The following is a 17,359-nucleotide window of genomic DNA, read 5'->3' on the forward strand; positions in this document are numbered from 1 at the left end:
AAACGACATTAGTAAGCCAAATATTGACCATAAGTAGAGGTCTGCCCCAAAAAGTAAGCCTACACTCATTCATTCTAGGTCAGATGGTGGCTAAAGATGGGGTTTACGGGCGTCTTTTTCGGGTCTGACTCTGCACCAAGACTTAAAATAACGTGGTCTATTAACGTTAAGAAAGAGCTTCTCACTTTTCGTGTTGTCTCATGAAAGCGCCTATCTTCTCTCTCTAGTGACTGCTTGTGATTTCTCTATCTACTTATTGACATATTTATCCATCCATTCATAAGTTGTATTTAATTTATAAAACACCTTGATATGATCAATATTTGCGCTATTATGACGATAAGTCAGAAATGACGAAGCGTCATAAAATGGTTAACTACATGAATTTACTATTCGTGTTAATATATTGGACAGGAGCGTTTTAAATGCTGATTAAGCTTAGGTAATAGCTAAGCTCAAATACGGACTGAAAAATTATGTTTGGCTTTGGTTGTAAAGGCGATAAACAAAGTATCTTTGGTTGCAAGGCGGTGCTGTCTAAGAAGCAGCAATCCATAGCCGACCGAGAAGTAGAATTGATGTTGTTAGCAAAAGATCTGGTTCGAGAACAAGGGTTCGGAAACCTGACGATGGATAGGCTAACGGCGGCAAGCTCTTATTCTAAAGGTACGATATACAATCACTTTTGCAGTAAAGAAGACGTGGTTTTAGCGTTATGTATTCATTCTCTAAAGTCTGAGGCACTGTTGTTTGCTCGTTCTGGAGAGTTTGAAGGTAACTCACGCGAAAAGATTGTCGCATTGCACGTTGCGTACCGAGTTTATGCTCGTATGGAACCGGTATTATCAACTTGCGCGATTATGGCGAAAAGCCCATGGGTACTAGAGAAAGCCTCCAGTGCACGCGTGGCCGAGATGAATCAATTAGAAGAAATCGTTATCGAACAAGCGGATCTGCTCGTCAATCAAGCAGTAGAAGCCGGTGACCTAAAGTTCTCTTCTGGCGTGGGTTCAGATGCCATCGTATTCGCCAACTGGTCAATCGCATTTGGTTCAAATGCTTTGTCTCAGAATGCTTCAAACAGTCATTGTATCAAGCGGTTACAAGACCCGTATTCAGTATTACATAACGCGAACATGATTTTAGACGGCCTCAACTGGAAGCCCCTCTCGAGTGATTGGGATTACCGTAAAACCTGGCGCCGTGTAGAACAAGAACTGTTCAGTGAAGAGGTCGCTTACTTAGAGTCAGTAGGTCGATAAGCTTCAACTAAGCCCACCTATGTGGGTTTATTAATAACCATTAGTGACGATTCGTCATAAACTTAAGTTTAGCCTAGTGTGGTTTTGGTTTTCTTGAGTATATGACTAAGAATTGTGTTTTTGTCAGCTTCGGCTGGCTTTTTAAGACACAACTATGACGAATCGTCACAAATGGAGACTGTGATGGAACATGACAGCCAGAAGCCCGCTTTCGATCACCAAAATCGAGATAACCGTAATGTCGATAGCGTAAACGGGGATCTAAATAACAGTTGGCACTCAATACCGACCAAGCGTTCGTTTATCGTTCTGCTGGTGGTTTTTTCAATCATCATGCTCTCTGCATTAGGGGCGAAGAACCTCTACTTTAGAGGGGATTACAACATATTCTTCGAAGGCACCAACAAACAGTTGATGGCGTTCGATGAAATTCAAACTACCTTTGCGAAAACCGACAACCTTGCGATTGTTGTCGCACCTGAAGGCGGCAATGTCTTCACCCCAGAAACCCTCACCTTAATTCAAAACCTCACGGTCGATGCGTGGCAGATCCCGTACTCAAGCCGTGTCGATTCGCTGGCCAATTATCAGCATACCGAAGCCGTTGAAGACGACTTGTTAGTGGAAGACTTGCTGTACGAAGAATACGAGCACACGCCAGAGCGGATCGCCAAAGTAAAACAGATCGCGCTCAACGAACCACTGCTTAAGAATGCATTGGTATCGGCCTCCGGCGATGTGACCATTGTTAACGTGACGGTGCAATTGCCCGAAGTGGACAAAACGGCGGAAGTACAAGAAGTTATTGCGGCTATTAACGCCATGATTGACCGCTATGAAGCACAATATCCCAATGTTGAATTCCATAAAGCGGGCATCATTGCCATGAACAACGCCTTTATGACCTCGGCTCAAGAAGACAGCTCAACACTGGTGCCATTAATGCTGCTAGTTGTGTTGGTGTTCCTAACCTTTATGCTGCGCTCGTTCTTTAGCGTGCTTGCTACCTTAGTTGTGATTATCTCTTCGATTGTCGCGACCATGGGTTTGTCTGGCTGGGCAGGGATGTTCCTCAGCACCGCAACGGTTAACGTGCCAACCTTGGTGTTAACCCTTGCTGTTGCCGATTGTGTTCACGTGATTGTAACCATGAGACAAGCGATGCAACGCGGTATGGAGAAAGCCCAAGCCATTCAATACAGCATCAAGCTTAATGCGATGCCGATTCTAATCACCTCGGTCACTACCGCGATTGGTTTTTTGATGATGAACATGTCGGATTCTCCCGTATTACGAGACTTCGGTAACTTGTCGGCATTGGGCGTGATCATCGCGTGTTTCCTATCCGTGACTATGCTTCCTGCGCTGCTAAAACTCTTGCCAGTTAAAACTCTGCCAGAGAATGAAGCGGCACAAAACAAAGTGACCTTCATGGATAAACTGGGTGACTTTGTGGTAACCAACCGCAAAGCACTGCTGCCGATTTCTACCTTAGTGATTGTGGGCGCTGCCGCGTTAATTCCATTGAACAGAGTAAATGATGAATCGGTGAAGTATTTCGATACCTCAAGCGAGTTCAGACAAGCGGCAGACTTCATGGAACAGACTGTAAGCGGTATGACGACCATCAGTATTGCGGTGAAAACCAACGAATCTCAAGCAATTGCTGATCCTGTGTTCTTGCAAGCGATTGGTGACTTTACCGATTGGCTACGCGTACAACCAGAAACCGATCATGTGGCCACGCTTTCCGATGTTTACATGCGTTTGAATAAGAACATGCATGGCGATGATGACAGCTACTACCAACTGCCGCTTAACCGTGAACTTGCGGCGCAATACCTACTGCTTTATGAGATGTCTCTGCCTTATGGTTTGGACTTGAACAACCAAATCAACGTCGATAAATCATCGATAAAAATGGTGCTGACGGTCGACAACCTAGGCAGCGTGGAATTGGTGGAACTCGAAGAGCGTATTTACTCATGGTTTGCAGCCAATGCGCCTCAATATGAAGTGGTGGCATCTAGCCCGTCGCTGATGTTTGCCCATATCGGGGAAACCAACATGGCGAGCATGCTATCAACTCTGCCTATCACCTTAGTACTTATCTCTGGCTTGATGATCTTTGCATTGCGCTCGGTTCGCTTGGGCATTATCAGCCTAGTACCAAACATTGCCCCGGCGATTATTGGCTTTGGTTTGTGGGCGCTTATCTCCGGTGAAATCAACCTTGGTCTGTCCGTCGTGGTCACCCTTACTTTGGGTATCGTGGTCGATGATGCAGTGCACTTTTTGAGTAAATACCAACGCGCCAGAATGGAAGGGAAATCGGCAGAAGAAGCGGTTCGGTACGCCTTCCACACAGTTGGCCGCGCATTGTGGATCACCACGGTCGTACTTGTGGCGGGTTTCTCTGTGCTGGCGATGTCGAGCTTCAGACTCAACTCAGACATGGGCTTGCTCAGCGCAATTGTAATTTTCATTGCACTGGTGGTCGACTTCATCTTGCTACCGAGCTTACTGATGATCTTCGACAAACAGACTCACTATTCAGATAAACCTCAGCACGAATCAAAGCTATCTAAAGAAGAGCAATCTAGCCCGTCTAAACCAGTTGGCGAACTGACTACTTCGACTAAATAAGGAATCGTCAGCCTGCTGCGGTGGGCTGACTCAAGGAGATCATTATGAAAAGCTTTAAACACTCTATTACAAAGAAAACACTAATAACGTCATTGATGACTATTGGCGCATTCGTGGCTTTCCCTGCGTTAGCCGACCCAGCGAAAGGCCTAGAGATCGCTGAGCAACGCAAAGCCGTCGATATGGGGTGGGGCGATTCTGTTGCGACCATGGAAATGCTACTTCGCAACAAACAAGGCGAAAGTAGCTCGCGCCTAATGCGATTGAAGTCGTTAGAAGTGGATGACGATGGCGACAAAGGGTTGACCATTTTTGATGAGCCTCGCGACGTAAAAGGTACGGCTTTCTTGAATCACTCACATATCGCTAAATCAGATGATCAATGGCTGTATCTGCCAGCATTGAAACGAGTAAAACGCATCTCTTCACGTAACAAATCGGGCCCGTTTATGGGCAGTGAATTTGCTTACGAAGACTTGAGCTCGTTCGAGCTAGGAAAGTACACCTTTAACTACATTGAAGACGCCAAAATCCAAGGCGTGGATACCTTTGTATTGGAGCAAGTTCCGACCGATAAAAACTCTGGCTACACCATGCAGAAAGTATGGCTAGACCAACAATATTACCGCCCCGTTCAAGTGGAGTTTTACGACCGTAAAGGCGCATTGCTAAAAACCCTCTCGTTCCAAGACTACAAACAATACCTAAACCAATACTGGCGCGCGCACACCATGTCGATGCAAAACCACCAAACAGGCAAAAGTACGGTATTAACCACGACAGATTTAGCGTTCCAGACCGGTCTTAAGGACAAGGATTTTCAAAAAAACACACTTAAACGTGCAAAGTAAGGCAAGAATATGAAAAGGATTGTGTTAACAGGAACGCAGTTATCCTTAACCTTGGCGGCGACCGTTGGGCTAATGCAGGTGTCGTTGCCATGTGTGGCGGCAGGTTTTAGCTCTGAGTTCGTAGAACAGGTCACCCCACAGCTCGCAGGGCAGGTTAACCTTGAACACAGGCAGTTCTTTAGTGACGGCTTACAAGGGCAGGATAAAGGGCAAAGCTCACTAGTGTTGCAACCGGAGTTTTACTGGGAGCAACAAGAGGGCAACGGCAGCTTTACCTTCACCCCGTTTTACCGCCTAGACAGCGAAGACGATGAGCGAACCCATGGCGATGTTCGTGAAGCTCTGTATCTCAATTATTGGGACGATTACGAACTGCGCGCCGGTGTCGGAAAAGTGTTCTGGGGCGTGACCGAATCGGCGCACTTAGTGGACGTAGTAAACCAAACCGATGCCATTGAATCGGTCGATGGTGAATCAAAATTAGGTCAGCCGATGGTGCACTTCACCTCGATCAAAGACTGGGGAACCATCGATGCCATGTTACTGCCGTATTTTCGTGAGCGTACCTTTGCAGGGGAAGACGGTCGATTAAGGCCAACCGTGCCTGTATCGGATGATGCGGTTTACGAATCTTCGAGAGAAGAAAAGCACGTCGATGTAGCACTGCGCTATAGCCAAATGTACGGCGATTGGGATGTCGGTTTAAGCTATTTAGGCGGCACAAACCGCGACCCTTATTACCGTGTGGAAGGCAATCAGCTCAAGCCATACTACGCGCAAATGCAGCACTTTGGGCTTGATGTGCAAGGCATTATTGGTGATTGGTTATGGAAGCTTGAAAGCATTTATCGTGACAGCTACGACAACCACACAGGTGTCGCGACAGGCTTTGAATACACATGGGTTGGCGCGCTAGAGTCGTATTGGGATATTGGCTTTATTGCTGAATACCTGTACGACAGCCGAGGCAACAATGCCCAAAGTGTCGGTCAAAACGATGTGTTTCTTGGGGCGCGCTTCGCCTTGAACGATGAAGACGGGACCGAGGTGTTAACGGGCATCACTCAAGACTTAGATAACAGCGATGTCTACAGTGCAAAGCTCGAAGCATCTAGCCGAATTAACAACAACCTCAAGTGGCGATTAAACGCGTGGTTGTTTGAGAACGAAACCCCAGAAGACTTGTTGTTCTTCGCGCGGAAGGATGATTTTGTTGAACTGGCGTTGGAATATTACTTTTAGTATTTCCTACGAGTTAGTATTTCCCGAAAAGCTAGCATTGGTTCCGTGAGGCGTTCTTCCTAAGGGGAACGTCTCAAATTTAAGATGAGCCATATTTAGAATGTTCAAAGTCGTATTTTTATAAAATGAATCAAACAATCGAATAGTCCCACAGGTAAAATGGTTATATTTTTCGAGCATTTATAACCTCCGAATATGCATGTGAAACGTGCTGGTGGTATCGGCCCTAAGGGATATATGAATTCATTCAATTGGGATAATAACTTTGAAACAGGCATTGGTGTCGTAGACGAACAACATCAATACCTTGTTGGTTTTATCAACCACTACGGAAACCTGTTGTCAGAGAATACTATCTCTATAGACGACATGAGCGTCGCTTTACTCGATCTCACACGCTATGCCGAATTTCACTTTAAAGAAGAAGAATCTTTGATGAGAGATTGCGGTGTATACGATTTACACATTGAAGAACACATCAAAGTTCATCGCATGTTTATGCGAGATATCTACAGCATGCAAGCATTCATCTTGGAAGAAGATCAGTCGTCAGCACGACAGTTACTTGATTTCCTCATCCATTGGCTTGCATACCACATCCTCGGTATCGACCAAAACATGGCTCGACAAGTGGCCGCGATAGAAAAGGGGGCAACACCCCAACAAGCGTTTGAAGCAGAAGAAAAGCAGAAAGACTCTTCAACCATCCCTTTACTCGCTGCGCTTAACGGCTTATTTGAACAAGTCTCGGAGCGCAACAAGCAGTTGTTACGTTTCAACCAGTTACTCGAAGAAAAAGTCGAGGAACGTACGGCAGAGTTAAAACAAGCGAACAAGAAACTTGAAGAACTGTCGTTAACAGATTCACTCACTAAATTACCTAACCGTCGCAGTGCTTTTAAACAGTTAGCGGTACATTGGCAAGACTCGAAAGAACTTGGCATGCCTTTAGTGTGCATTATGATTGATGCCGACCACTTCAAGCGCATTAACGACACCAGTGGCCACGATGCAGGTGACTTGGTGCTACAAACCCTCGCGCGTGAACTGAAAAATGCGTTTCGCAATGACGATATTGTGTGTCGATTAGGGGGCGATGAGTTCTTGGTTATTTGCCCAGATACCGATCTTAAAGGCGGTATGCACATCGCGGAAACGACTCGACAGAAAGTGTCTGAATTAGAGGTTGAAACCAGTAATCAAGTTTGGATTGGCAGTATTAGTGTCGGTGTAGCTGAAATAACCCAAGAATTCGGGTCCATGCATGAGTTGGTTAAAGCCGCCGATGAGTCCGTTTATTTAGCGAAAAACGCAGGTAAAAACAGTGTTTGCTCGATTCAGATATCGAACTCAGTTCATTTAAAATCTAGAGCGCAGTTCCATTCAGATTTAGAGCACGGTTCACTTTAGACTTAGACTTAGACTTAGACTTAGACTTAGAGCTCAGTTCCCCTCAGATCCAGAACGTAGCTCGCTTTTAAGTTAGAACATAACTCACGTCAGATTTAGAACACAGTTCACTTTAATTTTAGAGCTCCGCTCGCTTCAAATCTAGAACCTAGCGACTTTAAATCTAGAGCCTAGCCGCGTTAAATTTAGAATCTAGCTCACCTTCAAATAAACAAGTGGAACCGGTATTTGTTCCACTTCTTCCTATTCCTCATTAATATCCTGTTAAATTTGCCGTGTTTTTAGTCAATAACTTGCTCTTTTAGCGATTCAATTTGGCATTGGTAGCGTGTTTGATTACTATGTGTAGCTATCTAAAAAAACTAATCATCCGATACGGACACTACCAACTGGTAGATGAGGAAATGATGCAACATCTAGAAGAGATCATTGCTAATGCAACGACTGCTATTGATACAGCAGATTCGTTAGTCGCACTTGATGAAGTGCGAGTTCAGTATTTAGGTAAGAAGGGTGAATTAACTCTTCAACTACAAAGCCTAGGTAAACTTCCACCTGAAGAGCGTCGCACTGCTGGTCAAGAGATCAACAAAGCGAAAGGTGCTGTTCAACAAGCGATCGCAGCTCGCAAAGACGCACTACAACGTGCAGAGCTTGAAGCGAAACTAGCTGAAGAAACTATCGATGTGAGCCTACCAGGTCGTCGCATTGAGAACGGTGGTCTTCACCCAGTGACTCGCACAGTTGAGCGTATCGAACAGTTCTTTGGTGAGCTTGGCTTTAGCACTGAGTCTGGCCCTGAGATCGAAGATGCATTCCACAACTTTGATGCACTAAACATCGCAGACGATCACCCAGCTCGTACTGATCACGATACTTTCTTCTTCAACCCTGATCTAATGCTACGTACGCACACTTCTGGTGTTCAAATCCGTACGATGGAAAACGGCAAACCGCCTTTCCGTTTCATTGCTCCGGGTCGTGTTTACCGTAACGACTACGATCAAACTCACACGCCAATGTTCCACCAAGTGGAAGGTATGTTAGTTGATGAGAACGTAAACTTCGCACAACTTAAAGGTATTCTTAACGATTTCCTTTGTAACTTCTTTGAAGAAGAAGTTGAAGTGCGTTTCCGTCCTTCATTCTTCCCGTTCACAGAGCCTTCAGCTGAAGTTGACGTGAAACGTAAAGATGGCAAATGGCTAGAAGTTCTAGGTTGTGGCATGGTTCACCCTAACGTACTTCGCTCTGTTGGCATCGACCCTGAGAAATACTCTGGTTTTGCATTCGGTATGGGTGTAGAGCGTCTAACGATGCTTCGTTACGGCGTAAATGACCTTCGTGCGTTCTTCGAGAACGACCTTCGTTTCCTTAAACAATTCAAGTAATCCGGGGCAGTCAAAACTATGAAATTCAGTGAATCTTGGCTACGCGAGTGGGTTAAACCTGCAATTAACAGCGAAGAGCTAGCTCACCAAATCACTATGGCTGGTTTGGAAGTTGACGATGTAGAACCTGTTGCGGGTGTTTTCACCGGCGTTAAAGTAGGTAAAGTGGTTGAGTGCGGTCAGCACCCAGACGCAGACAAACTACAAGTTACAAAAATTGATATTGGCGCTGTTGATGCAGAAGGCAATAAAGAGTTGTTAGACATCGTTTGTGGTGCATCTAACTGTCGTCTTGGCCTAACTGTAGCAGTAGCAACAGTTGGCGCAGTACTTCCTGGTGACTTCAAAATCAAGAAAGCAAAACTACGTGGCGTTCCATCGCACGGCATGCTTTGTTCTTTCTCTGAGCTAGGTATCGACGTAGAGTCTGATGGCATCCTTGAGCTGCCAGAAGGCACAACGCTAGGTATGGACGTACGTGAGCTTCTTGAGCTTAACGACGTAACTATCGACGTAGACCTAACAGCAAACCGCGCAGACTGCTTCAGCATCCGTGGCCTTGCTCGTGAAGTTGGCGTACTAAACCGCGCAGACGTTACAGAGCCAACAGTTGAAGCTGTTGCAACAAGCATTGAAGACACAGTATCTGTTGAAATTAAAGCAACTGATGCTTGTCCACGTTACCTTGGCCGTGTGGTTAAGAACGTAAACGTGAAAGCGGAATCGCCAATCTGGATGCAAGAAAAACTGCGCCGTTGTGGTATCCGTTCAATCGACCCAGTTGTAGACATCACAAACTACGTGATGCTAGAGCAAGGCCAACCAATGCACGCATTTGATCTAGCTAAGATCGAAGGCGGTATCGTGGTTCGTCTAGCAGAGCAGGGCGAAAAGCTAACACTTCTAGATGGCAACGAAGCTGAACTAAACAGCAACACACTTGTTATCGCTGACCAAAACAAAGCACTAGCAATCGCTGGTATCTTTGGCGGTCAAGATTCAGGTGTTACTACTGAAACAACAGACGTACTTCTTGAAGCAGCATTCTTCGCACCGGATCACATCCGTGGTCGCGCACGTGCTTACGGCCTTCATACAGATTCTTCTCTACGTTTCGAACGTGGTGTTGATTCAACACTTCAAGCAGCAGCAATGGAGCGTGCAACACAGCTTCTAGTTGAAATCTGTGGTGGTGAAGTTGCGCCAGTAAACGGCAGCGAATCTGAAGCTGATCTTCCTAAAGCAAACGTAGTTGCTCTACGTCGCGCTAAGCTAGACAGCCTACTAGGTCACGAAATCCCATCTACAGACGTAGTGGAAATTCTTACTCGCCTAGGTTGTGAAGTAGAGACGACAGAAGCTGGTTGGACGGCAACGTCTCCATCTTGGCGTTTTGATATCGCAATCGAGCAAGACCTAATTGAAGAAGTAGGTCGTATCTACGGTTACGATAACATTCCAAACCAAGCGCCTAAAGCGGCACTTAAAATGAATGACCACAAAGAAGCTAACCAACCGCTTAAGCGTGTTCGTGACCTTCTTGTAGACCGTGGCTACCACGAAGCAATCACATACAGCTTCGTAGAACCAGAACAGCAAAAACTTGTTGTACCTGGTGTTGAGCCGCTAATCCTGCCATTCCCAATCTCTGCGGACATGTCAGCAATGCGTCTTGGCCTAATCCAAGGTCTTCTAAACACAGTTGTTCACAACCAGAAGCGTCAACAGTCTCGCGTTCGTCTATTCGAATCAGGCCTACGTTTCATCCCTGAAGCAACTGCTGAAAACGGCATGCGCCAAGAAATGATGCTTGCGGGCGTTATCTCTGGTACTCGTGGCGAAGAGCACTGGGACATTGCAACTAACACTGTAGATTTCTTCGATCTTAAAGGTGACCTAGAAGCAGTTCTTGAGCTTTCTGCAAACGAAATCGCATACAGCTTCAAATCTGCTAAGCACCCAGCACTTCACCCAGGTCAAACTGCGGCTATCGTAGTAGACGGCAAAGAAGTGGGTATCATTGGTACTGTTCACCCAGAACTAGAGCGTAAGTTTGGTCTAAACGGCCGTACTATCGTATTCGAAATCGAATGGGCAGCTATCAACACTCGCGTGCTTCCAGAAGCAGTAGCAGTATCTAAGTTCCCTGCAAACCGTCGTGATATCGCAGTAGTTGTTGACGAAGCAGTCGCTTCTGGCGACATCGTTGAAGCGTGTATCGCTGCTGGTGGCGAATTCCTAACAGGCGCTAAACTGTTCGACGTATACGTTGGTCAAGGCGTTGAAGAAGGTAAGAAGAGCCTAGCTATCGCACTTAGCCTACAGTCTGTAGAGCGCACACTAGAAGATGCAGACATCGCTGGTTCAGTAGATGCTATCGTAGCTTCAATCTCAGAGAAATTCGGCGCAGCACTTCGCGACTAATCTCTTCTGATAGATAGAAAAAACAAAGGCCTCGCATTGCGAGGCCTTTTTGTTTAAGAATGAATTAACCATTTTTAATGATGAATAATACTCTTGTTTCTAAATCTCGCTTCTAGAGGAATATTCTTTTTGCAAATGAATAGATTTTGCATTTAAACCTCCTCTGATATATCTGTACCTTAGGTAATCTGAGACTTCCTGTTCGTGAGTAGAGATAACAACTTGTCGGTCTTTCAACTCAACTCTGAGTAAATCGCTTAATGATGCAATATTAATCTCATCCATACACTGAGTTGGATCATCTATAAATATAAACGCTGTTTTTGCATATTTTCTGTTTAATGAAAGAAAGAAAGAAAGTGTCAATGCAGAGATCTGCCCACTACTCATTGACAAAACAGCATCATACTCCGTTCCATCTGCGGTAAAAAATGATAATGATTTACTTTTTATCTCTGTTTTTTCTTCATCAGTATCAATGAATAAACCGAGTCCTCGTTGATAGTTTTGAATCAATCGACCACTGTATATATGGAAAAGTGATTCTATTTGACCTAGGGTTCGACTAGAGTATGTATTTTTAACGTAAACAGTAGATAAAGAGTAATCAGACAGTTTTTCTTTTAAAGCTAGTAGAATTTCAATTTTTTTATTATCAGAACCTAATTCTTTTTTCTTAGAGTCTAACTCTCCATTCAATACTTCATTGTATTTGAACCTTAAATAGCATTCTTTTTCTTTGACATCATTTTCATTTAGGTCATAAATGACTTCAATGTCCTTGAAATTATTATTAAGGAATGTGAGCGAACCATTTAAAAGTACATCTGTTTCCGGTTTTCTGAGAAACAATACTTTATTTTTTATATCTTCAATAAGAATATCTTGCTTGACCTTATCTTTTTCATAATTCTCGTTTAATCTGAATCCTAGTTTTTTAAATCTATTTACTATTTTACCAACAGTTTCTCTTTTATTTATGTTATCACTTAAATATTTAAATAAGTCCGAATCAAATGATTTAGTCTTATTTGAATGAAGTTTTGACAAGTTTTTATGTACAAGATCGATCTTATCCTTAATTGATTTAAGTGATAATTTAAAGGCATTATCATTTTCATCAATATATTTCTCTATTCGTTCGGTTTTTGAAATTAATGCTTCTTCTAATAGTAGTCGCTCTTCGTAGTCAAAACCGCACAATGGACACTCTGTTTTATCTGAAAAATAGTTCAATTTTTCAATTATACTGTCTCTTAATTGATTGAGTTTAGTTAACTCACTAATGTAACCATCTGTATTTTTTTGAATTTTATCTCTAATTTCAATTTCATCTTTTATGGATTTAATATCCTCCTTATTTACACTTATCAAGTTATCAAGGTGTTCTGGTATTATTTTGACACTACCTATTGAAAGAACATTTATTTGCTTCTTTAGTTTTTCTATTTCTGAATTTACAATACTCATTGATTCGTAGTTTTTGAAGTTATCAGAAACCAGAACAGCAATAGAAAATTCAGGATTGTTAACAAAATCTGAAATAAGTTTGTTTTTAACCCTTAGTCTAACTTCATCTTTATTTGAAACTATATTTCTAAGCAACGTAACTTGGTCGATTTGTCGATTAAAATCATCTTCATTTACATTTACGAATGGCTTTTTCTTGTCCCATTGTGGTAGTGACTCAGTCGAGCTTAATTTTTTATATTCAACTTTGTTATTTTCTTCACCAACCTTCTCTTCTAAAGATTTAACTTGTTCAATATGCGAGGCTATTCTTTTTTTAATTTCTGATAACTTTAATTCATTTGCTCTTTTAAGAGAGTCTGATGTTTTAATTTTATTATCAACTTCTTCAAGGTTGATTAAGTGAGATATTTGATCAAACCTCGCTTTATGTTCATTACTATGATCAGGAACTATAATGGCATTACTATCTTGAGACATGTAATTTAATAAAGAGAAGTTCTTTACAAAATACTCACCAAATTTACTTGAGAAAAATACCTCTTCTTCATGCTTTTCTATGAGAGTTTTAGTTGAGTAACCATCAAAACTATCTATTTGAAAAAGTTTAAATATTCCAAACTCTGTTGGTTTATTGTACTTTTTAGTCTTGAGATCTTTTATTGATGCTTCTCTTAATATAAAAAGGGTATCAACCCCGTTTGAAAGCTCTGCTTTTATAGTAACTTCATTTTCACTATTGTTATTCCAATACAAATTTCTTTTATATTGCTTTGTGACCTTTCCTTTATTGATTACTTTTGAAAGAGCCTTTATTCTAGGTATCTCGCCACAGAAAAGAAGTTGTAAAGCATCGTATATCGAAGTTTTACCAAACCCATTAGGTCCATCAAATACAACAAAATCAGAGTTGAAATCTCCATAGAATTTTTCAAAAACTTTAAAACCACTTATTTCTAGCTTATTTAATTTCCATTTCATTATCTAGATACTCCTCAATTAAAGAGTTAAAGTCAGTTGGGTTTGATTCGAATATCTTATTTATGTATTTGTCAAATTCCACTAGGTCTTTTTCAACATAGCGTTCAGTTAACATGACGTCTATACTCTTAAGTTCTTCTTCTTCGACTGGTACTTCCAAAAATGGTAGCTTTATGAAAAGTCTTGCTGAAAAACTATATTTTGATGGGAAGTTGACGTTTGACTTGTACGCTTTAAACGAATCTCGATTTAAAATCTCTTCTCTTATTTCATTATATGTCATACCATCAATGATCGACTTTTCTTCTTTAGAATAATATAGAACATACTTCTTAAAATCATACGGGTTTTCTTCAATAGAAAATATTTTATTCTCATAAGAGTTGAAATTGCTCAAAGAGTCCATTTCAAATAGGATGATAAAATCAGTGTTTTTTTCAAAAGCAGAATCGGATTTCAATTCATCAGGTAATATATCCCTGATTATAGCGTTGTAGGTGTCGGCGTCATGTAATGAACTTGTAGAGTGTAAAATTAAAAATCTTTTATTATCTAAGTCTGATTTTCTATAAAATGAAAACCCATCTTCATCACTGATAAAATCAAAACCATACTTTTGATTAGACGCTATATCATTAACTAAACTCTTAATCACAAAGTTCTCCTTTTGCATCTTCAATTGATATGAAGCCTATTTTTTTTGCTTTGGTTATTTTATTAGAAAAATCAACATCATAATTGACTTCTAGATCATAATCCGAATTGTTGTTATGTGTAAACTTAGAACCCATATTGTCAATACCGTCAAGGGAAAAGTAAGCATTATTCATTCGCACGACTAAACAATCAAACTCAAATAAAACCTGAAGTAGTGTGTTGTTCTTTCTCATTGAATCTATGTTAGTCTTTAAGACTCTAATCGCATTCTTTCGAGAAAGATTCCCCCCAACTTCGATACTGGATGGGAGATATTTCCTATATTTTTTACATACATAATGAGGAACGTTGTTTTCGTAAATGAACTTGGGGATCTCAGTTAATATGTCCAGATATCTCGTGATATCATTAGAACCTTCTTCTGGGTTTATTCTTATTCTTTTGGGATCCAAAGAGTAATATAGCTTTTCAACTAAATTCTTATCTAGAGATGTGATCACTTGTCTACATAGCATTAATGGTATGCATAACTCGTTTGATTCACTACTATTTTCTTCGGTTTGATCATCTATCACATTATCAATGACGATGAGTATCTTATTTCTAAAACGCTCAAGTAAATAATCCACATCGTCAAGATTTATGCACTCGTTATTTAAAGTATCTACGATTTCACTAAATAAAATAGGGTTTTTATCTGCTGATTCAAACTGAGTCGAAGATGTGAACTGGTTTATATAGTGAGCATAGTTTATTTTAGATAGTACAATTGAATGAAGCTTGTCTAATTTGAAGTTAATTAAATGTTCCGTTTCACTTAGTTTATTTTCTTCCAAGTACCTCCTAATCATACTTTCTATAAGGAAGTCGATGTTATTTAACTGAGCATAGGTCTTGTTATCGTTGTATTCGTAAAATGCTACTTTTTTGCCATCTTCTTCAAAATCGGAGTCGTCGTCCAACTGTTTCGAAACATGAAAATATCTTTTCGTTTCGGTTGTCAACGAATCGTGTGTTACTTCAGATATTTGCTTTAACGCTTTTGTATAAGACCCTCTAGTAGTTGCTTGTTTTGCTTTAACTTGGTGTATGGATAGCGCTCCTCCTTTAGAGTCAAAAACAGCAAAATCATCTAAGTGCTCAAACTTCATACTAAGATCTTTGTTACCATTATTTGATACTAAAAGTCTTATTGCATGATACAAACCGACTTTACCCTGATAGATAAAGCCACTCCAAGACGAAATAGCACTAGTTTTGCTCACGTTATCAAGGTTGTTCTCATCCGACAATGTAAGCTCCTCCCGCAATTAGTTGCATTAAAGATATCAGGATATTAGCACGATAATTTATTGAAAATGTGATTGAAATCAGCACTTTGTCATTTTGTTACTCAATTGTCGTTATTATTTATTTAGACTTTCTTTGTCCCTTGACCTGTCAAAAACTTCACACTTTATAGTGGCTATATTGATTGAGAGGGGCGCTTTCTGTGTTCCCTCCAAAGTAAGTAGAGAGACACTATGAAACGTTTAATTCTAAACATCACACTCTTGGTATTCATGGCGCTTAGTAGCATGAATGCCATGGCTCATGATTCAACGGTTAAGTACGGTATTGCGATATCTCACGATGGTGAGCAAATTGCGTATGGCAAAAATGGGAGTGGGGAGACAGCGCTGATCTTCATTCACGGTTGGAGCTTAGACAGCAGGCTGTGGCAAAACCAAGTGAGTGAGTTTTCAAAGCAGTACCAAGTGATCACCATGGACTTAGCAGGGCACGGTAACTCATCGTTCAACCGCGAAGAGTACACCATGGTTGCATTCGCTGAAGACATCAAAGCGGTAATTAAGAAAGAACAACTCGAATCCGTCATCTTAGTCGGCCATTCCATGGCAGGTGGTGTAATTGCAGAAGCGGCTAAACTGATGCCGAAAAGAGTGAAGGGTATTATTGGTGTCGACACATCGCAAAACGTCGCACTAACGGTTTCACAAAGCGACCTAGATGCAATGACCAAACCGTTTGAAGCAGACTTCCAAGCGGGTATTACTATGTTCGTGAAAGACTCGTTACCAAAAGACGTAGACGCGGATTTACTTTACTGGGTAACGCAAGACATGGCTTCAGCACCACCAGTTATCGCGATAAACCAGTTCCGCCATTATCTAGGCCAATACGTGACAGGCGAAGCCCACCGCGTGTATGAGAACGTGAACGTGCCAGTAATATTGGTCAACGCTCGCCTATGGCCAACCGATTCAGAAGCGAACAAGAAACACATCAAGGATTACAGCATTTACTACATTGAAGATTCAGGCCACTTCCCAATGCTAGAGCAACCACAGCAGTTCAACGCAACGTTGATGAAAGCGGTGCAGTCAGTGAAGTAGGGAGCTTTAGTTGCTAAATGATGGCTGCAACTGTTGATATAAAAACCAAGGCCTCGCGTTTACGAGGCCTTAGTTTTTTAAGTTAAATCGATGGAGCCTGTCAATCTGATAGAGTCCATTACTTTTTGTCTTGAGATTCTTTATATTTTTTTGTAATCCACTCATGCAAATGAAGCCCCGTTTGACGCTTTAGGAATACACTGATACCAGCCAAAATTAACAGTCCAATTATTGTGCCCATAATCATCTCCACGCTTTGTCATTTTTTAAATTCAGTTTAATCAATATGTTAGTGTTTTGATTAATCCATTGATTTCATCATTTTATCTATATTAAGCCCACCAAGATCCTCGAGGTTATTCTTAATCTCTTCATCGATTGATAGCTGGCGTTCCACTTTCTTTATTTCCTTCTCAAGAAACTTTTCAACTTCTTGAGATACGTTGAACATTAAGCCCTGTTCACGCGCTGCTTTTCTCGCTCGTTTAAGACGAACATCTAAGTCTGATGAGATTTTGATGTTCAGTGATACTTTGGATTGTTTTTTCTGTAATGACATATCGATTCTCAACTTCATCTAAAAAATACTATAAACTTTTCTACCTTTTTAGCAAGAAATCTTGAGGTTG

Annotated in this window: 12 protein-coding genes; 8 read left to right on the plus strand and 4 right to left on the minus strand. The window is 41.5% G+C overall.

What is annotated here, in order from left to right:
- The first annotated feature begins 476 nt into the window (after positions 1 to 476).
- The 7 genes from AC3CID_RS06465 (at position 477) to pheT (ending at position 11,226) form a co-directional block, all read left to right on the plus strand.
- Positions 477 to 1,262 carry a TetR/AcrR family transcriptional regulator gene (locus AC3CID_RS06465; protein WP_488527116.1) on the plus strand — a complete coding sequence of 262 codons (786 nt, stop codon included), beginning with the start codon at positions 477 to 479 and terminating at the stop codon, positions 1,260 to 1,262.
- A 120-nt stretch (positions 1,263 to 1,382) separates the two neighbouring features.
- Positions 1,383 to 3,908, plus strand: a complete 2,526-nt coding sequence (locus AC3CID_RS06470; protein WP_488527117.1) for an efflux RND transporter permease subunit — start codon at positions 1,383 to 1,385, stop codon at positions 3,906 to 3,908.
- Between the two features lie 95 nt (positions 3,909 to 4,003).
- Complete coding sequence (locus AC3CID_RS06475; protein WP_235451162.1) at positions 4,004 to 4,759, plus strand: outer membrane lipoprotein-sorting protein; 756 nt, start codon at positions 4,004 to 4,006, stop codon at positions 4,757 to 4,759.
- Positions 4,760 to 4,768: 9 nt separating this feature from the next.
- Positions 4,769 to 6,001: a hypothetical protein gene (locus AC3CID_RS06480; protein ID WP_488527118.1), complete on the plus strand. Its 1,233-nt coding sequence runs from the start codon at positions 4,769 to 4,771 to the stop codon at positions 5,999 to 6,001.
- A gap of 237 nt (positions 6,002 to 6,238) precedes the next feature.
- Entirely contained in the window at positions 6,239 to 7,411 is a 1,173-nt protein-coding gene (locus tag AC3CID_RS06485) for a GGDEF domain-containing protein (RefSeq protein ID WP_261383307.1), read from the plus strand.
- Positions 7,412 to 7,818: 407 nt separating this feature from the next.
- The gene (pheS, locus tag AC3CID_RS06490) at positions 7,819 to 8,802 is read left to right on the plus strand and encodes a phenylalanine--tRNA ligase subunit alpha (RefSeq protein WP_004734764.1); all 984 of its coding nucleotides are present in this window, start codon (positions 7,819 to 7,821) and stop codon (positions 8,800 to 8,802) included.
- A gap of 18 nt (positions 8,803 to 8,820) precedes the next feature.
- Positions 8,821 to 11,226, plus strand: coding sequence for a phenylalanine--tRNA ligase subunit beta (pheT, locus tag AC3CID_RS06495; RefSeq protein ID WP_102491367.1), 2,406 nt, complete (start codon positions 8,821 to 8,823; stop codon positions 11,224 to 11,226).
- A gap of 99 nt (positions 11,227 to 11,325) precedes the next feature.
- On the opposite strand, the gene AC3CID_RS06500 is transcribed toward pheT, so the two are convergent.
- The 3 genes from AC3CID_RS06500 to AC3CID_RS06510 are packed head-to-tail and all read right to left on the minus strand — an operon-like array spanning position 11,326 to position 15,626.
- Positions 11,326 to 13,677 (minus strand): AAA family ATPase, encoded by a 2,352-nt coding sequence (locus AC3CID_RS06500; protein ID WP_488527119.1) that lies wholly within the window; start codon positions 13,675 to 13,677, stop codon positions 11,326 to 11,328.
- Positions 13,658 to 14,332, minus strand: coding sequence for an ABC-three component system middle component 1 (locus AC3CID_RS06505; RefSeq protein ID WP_488527120.1), 675 nt, complete (start codon positions 14,330 to 14,332; stop codon positions 13,658 to 13,660). Before AC3CID_RS06505 ends, AC3CID_RS06500 begins: the two co-directional genes overlap by 20 nt.
- A complete protein-coding gene (locus AC3CID_RS06510; protein ID WP_372015469.1) occupies positions 14,325 to 15,626 on the minus strand; it encodes an ABC-three component system protein in 1,302 nt (433 codons plus the stop codon). Before AC3CID_RS06510 ends, AC3CID_RS06505 begins: the two co-directional genes overlap by 8 nt.
- Before the next feature lie 231 nt (positions 15,627 to 15,857).
- Here AC3CID_RS06510 and AC3CID_RS06515 point away from each other — a divergent pair, with 231 nt between their 5' ends.
- Complete coding sequence (locus AC3CID_RS06515; protein WP_488527121.1) at positions 15,858 to 16,730, plus strand: alpha/beta fold hydrolase; 873 nt, start codon at positions 15,858 to 15,860, stop codon at positions 16,728 to 16,730.
- Between the two features lie 301 nt (positions 16,731 to 17,031).
- On the opposite strand, the gene AC3CID_RS06520 is transcribed toward AC3CID_RS06515, so the two are convergent.
- A complete protein-coding gene (locus AC3CID_RS06520; RefSeq protein WP_017085640.1) occupies positions 17,032 to 17,289 on the minus strand; it encodes a hypothetical protein in 258 nt (85 codons plus the stop codon).
- Between the last annotated feature and the right edge of the window lie 70 nt (positions 17,290 to 17,359).

This window comes from Vibrio sp. QJM3NY_21, assembly GCF_057785975.1.

What these genes read in the sequence shown, in the direction of transcription:
- AC3CID_RS06465 (WP_488527116.1), top strand. Translation starts at nt 477, where the DNA reads ATGTTTGGCTTTGGTTGTAAAGGCGATAAACAAAGTATCTTTGGTTGC.
- AC3CID_RS06475 (WP_235451162.1), top strand. Translation starts at nt 4,004, where the DNA reads ATGACTATTGGCGCATTCGTGGCTTTCCCTGCGTTAGCCGACCCAGCG.
- AC3CID_RS06480 (WP_488527118.1), top strand. Translation starts at nt 4,769, where the DNA reads ATGAAAAGGATTGTGTTAACAGGAACGCAGTTATCCTTAACCTTGGCG.
- AC3CID_RS06485 (WP_261383307.1), top strand. Translation starts at nt 6,239, where the DNA reads ATGAATTCATTCAATTGGGATAATAACTTTGAAACAGGCATTGGTGTC.
- pheS (WP_004734764.1), top strand. Translation starts at nt 7,819, where the DNA reads ATGCAACATCTAGAAGAGATCATTGCTAATGCAACGACTGCTATTGAT.
- pheT (WP_102491367.1), top strand. Translation starts at nt 8,821, where the DNA reads ATGAAATTCAGTGAATCTTGGCTACGCGAGTGGGTTAAACCTGCAATT.
- AC3CID_RS06500 (WP_488527119.1), bottom strand. Translation starts at nt 13,677, where the DNA reads ATGAAATGGAAATTAAATAAGCTAGAAATAAGTGGTTTTAAAGTTTTT.
- AC3CID_RS06515 (WP_488527121.1), top strand. Translation starts at nt 15,858, where the DNA reads ATGAAACGTTTAATTCTAAACATCACACTCTTGGTATTCATGGCGCTT.
- AC3CID_RS06520 (WP_017085640.1), bottom strand. Translation starts at nt 17,289, where the DNA reads ATGTCATTACAGAAAAAACAATCCAAAGTATCACTGAACATCAAAATC.